This is a genomic window from Rhodoferax sp. GW822-FHT04A08 (assembly GCF_058801025.1).
In genome coordinates, this window is sequence record NZ_JBXAMW010000051.1 from 1 (window position 1) to 2,177 (window position 2,177).

The 2,177-nt window shown below is 50.0% G+C and carries 2 protein-coding genes and 1 pseudogene; all 3 read right to left on the reverse strand.

Annotated features, from left to right (window positions below):
- Window positions 1-1,218 (reverse strand): NRAMP family divalent metal transporter (locus AC1RMF_RS26445; protein ID WP_493145510.1); only part of this gene is annotated, 1,218 nt, incomplete at its 3' end.
- A gap of 27 nt (window positions 1,219-1,245) precedes the next feature.
- Entirely contained in the window at window positions 1,246-1,887 is a 642-nt protein-coding gene (locus tag AC1RMF_RS26450) for a YdcF family protein (RefSeq protein ID WP_493145512.1), read from the reverse strand.
- A gap of 12 nt (window positions 1,888-1,899) precedes the next feature.
- Window positions 1,900-2,177, reverse strand: a pseudogene (locus tag AC1RMF_RS26455) (transglutaminase-like cysteine peptidase); the annotation flags it as partial.

The window sequence follows — 2,177 nt, forward strand, 5'->3', positions numbered from 1 at the left end:
CCATATACCCAGCCCTCCCACCACCCCCAAGGTGCAGACGATTCCAGTCACTACGACAAAAGCCCAGAGGTAGATCCCTTTGAGTTTTACAGACGCCGGAAGAGACGTCTGAACAAGCCTGATTAAGAGAACAATCAGCAATGGGAGCACGAAAGTGTTGACAACTTGAGTGGCGACATCAAGCCATACCAGATTGGTCTGCCAAGCAACTATTGCTGCCCCTGTGGCGACACAGATTCCGTAACCCAAATAGAACCAATGCGATTCAGCCCTATTGGTATCCTCGCTCCTCTTGTAACCTGACGCTTCGCTGATTGCCCATGACAGGGCCAATGAGGAAACGATGGCAGCGACCATGGCGGCACCCATAACACCAAGACTGAATACCAAATGGGCACCTGCGCCTCCAAATATCGGAATCAGCGCGTCGCTCACATCCTCGATGTTTTGAATGCTGCGCTCAAGGTTTTTGCCATCGTAGCTTGCTGCCAGTGCAATCAGCACAGCCGCAGTTACAAGCTGAGCAAGTACGGAGCCGATTCCTGTATCCCATTTTTCCTCCAAGTAATTCTTTGGCCCAAGTCCCTTGTCTGCGATGGCTGATTGTTGATAGAAGATCATCCAGGGATTGAATACAGAGCCAATCAGTGCTGATGCAAGGAACATGAAGTCCCGGTTGCCAATCTGGAATTCCGTAGCATGCGCCACAATGGTTTTCAGATGAGGATGTGCCATCCAGGCAACAACAAAAAATGCCAGTTCGAAGGATCCGAGTATCAGTGCAATTCTCTCTATTCTTCTGTAGGAGCCCGAGAGTACGACGGCAAACAAAGTCAAAGCTGCCAAAGGCAGTGAAATCATCTTTGAAACTCCGTAGAGATCTCCGACAGCTGCCACGCCTGTGAATTCAGTCACAAGTGATCCAAGAGTTGCAAGGGACAGTGCAGCCACGGAAATCCAAGCCCACAGCTTCCCATATCTATTGCGCACAATTTCGGTAAGCCCTTGCCCCGTAAAAATGCCCAACCTTACCGTCAACTCCTGTACCAGATACAACATTGGGATTAGCACCAATACCAGTGGTAGCAATCGATACCCCCACTGGGCACCACCTTGGGCCGCAGTAACGATGTTGCCAACATCTGTGTCAGCCAGTGCAACCAGAAGCCCAGGCCCCCAGGCTACCAGGCTACGGCGGTTCAAAAATGGTCTACGCAAATCAACTTTCCCGAACTGGCGGTCAGGCTACAACTCTGGCAATTCGGAGGTCTCCCCCAAAAGAGCCTCCTTGTGCCTGCTTGTCATCAGCAACTGATCACACATTGACCATGTCTCCCTCCACAAAAAGAGAGTTCGGCTTGTCCAAGATTGGAATTTGCTGGATTCCGTTGGTGCGGGCTGCGCATCTATGCCTAGTTCCTCAGCGATATACATTGCACGCTTCATATGGAGTGGATCCGTGACGATGAGTACGTTACTTATCCCGCTTTCCCGCATCAGATTTCTTGCCAGAAACAAATTCTGATAGGTGGTCCGAGATTTTTCTTCAATCAGAATTGCATTCGACGCCACACCTCGCTGCAATGCGTAAGCTCTCGCAACTGCGCCCTCGGGCGGATATCCTAATTCCGGCGTTCCACCCGTGAACAACAATTTTTTGACACGCCCTTGCTTATATATGCGTATCGACTCGTTTAGTCTCTCTCGATAGACGGGCGATGGGCGACTGCCCCATGCAGCTGCTCCGAGCACTATCGCCGCGTCTGCGGTGTTGTTGGATCTTTTATAGCTATACACGACGATCTGCAAGGCAATAACACCAAAAGCAAATATTGCTATCCCCAAGAGACACACTGCAACATACACAGTGGATTTGATTGAAGGCATGGTTTTATTGATTCAACGGAATCCCTGTTCCTCTGCCTTTTTCAAAAAGGACTCCCATTTGGAATATCGGCTTATACCTGCAATTGCTACTGAATTTGAGGCGCCAATCCCGTTGAAAATTCCGCCTTCAGTGAAACTAAATATGGGTGTAAGGTCTGGTCGCCGCGAGGCCACTCGGATGTCGCTAATCAAGTTGTCCAGAATAAATGGCTCACTGTCAGGCTGAGGGTAATAGGCAACAACCATATGAGCCACAGGAGGAACTGAACTTGACGCACCAGAACCAGCTT

Bases quoted from the DNA above. Each gene is read 5' to 3' on its own strand.
- AC1RMF_RS26450 (WP_493145512.1), bottom strand. From the start codon at position 1,887: ATGCCTTCAATCAAATCCACTGTGTATGTTGCAGTGTGTCTCTTGGGG.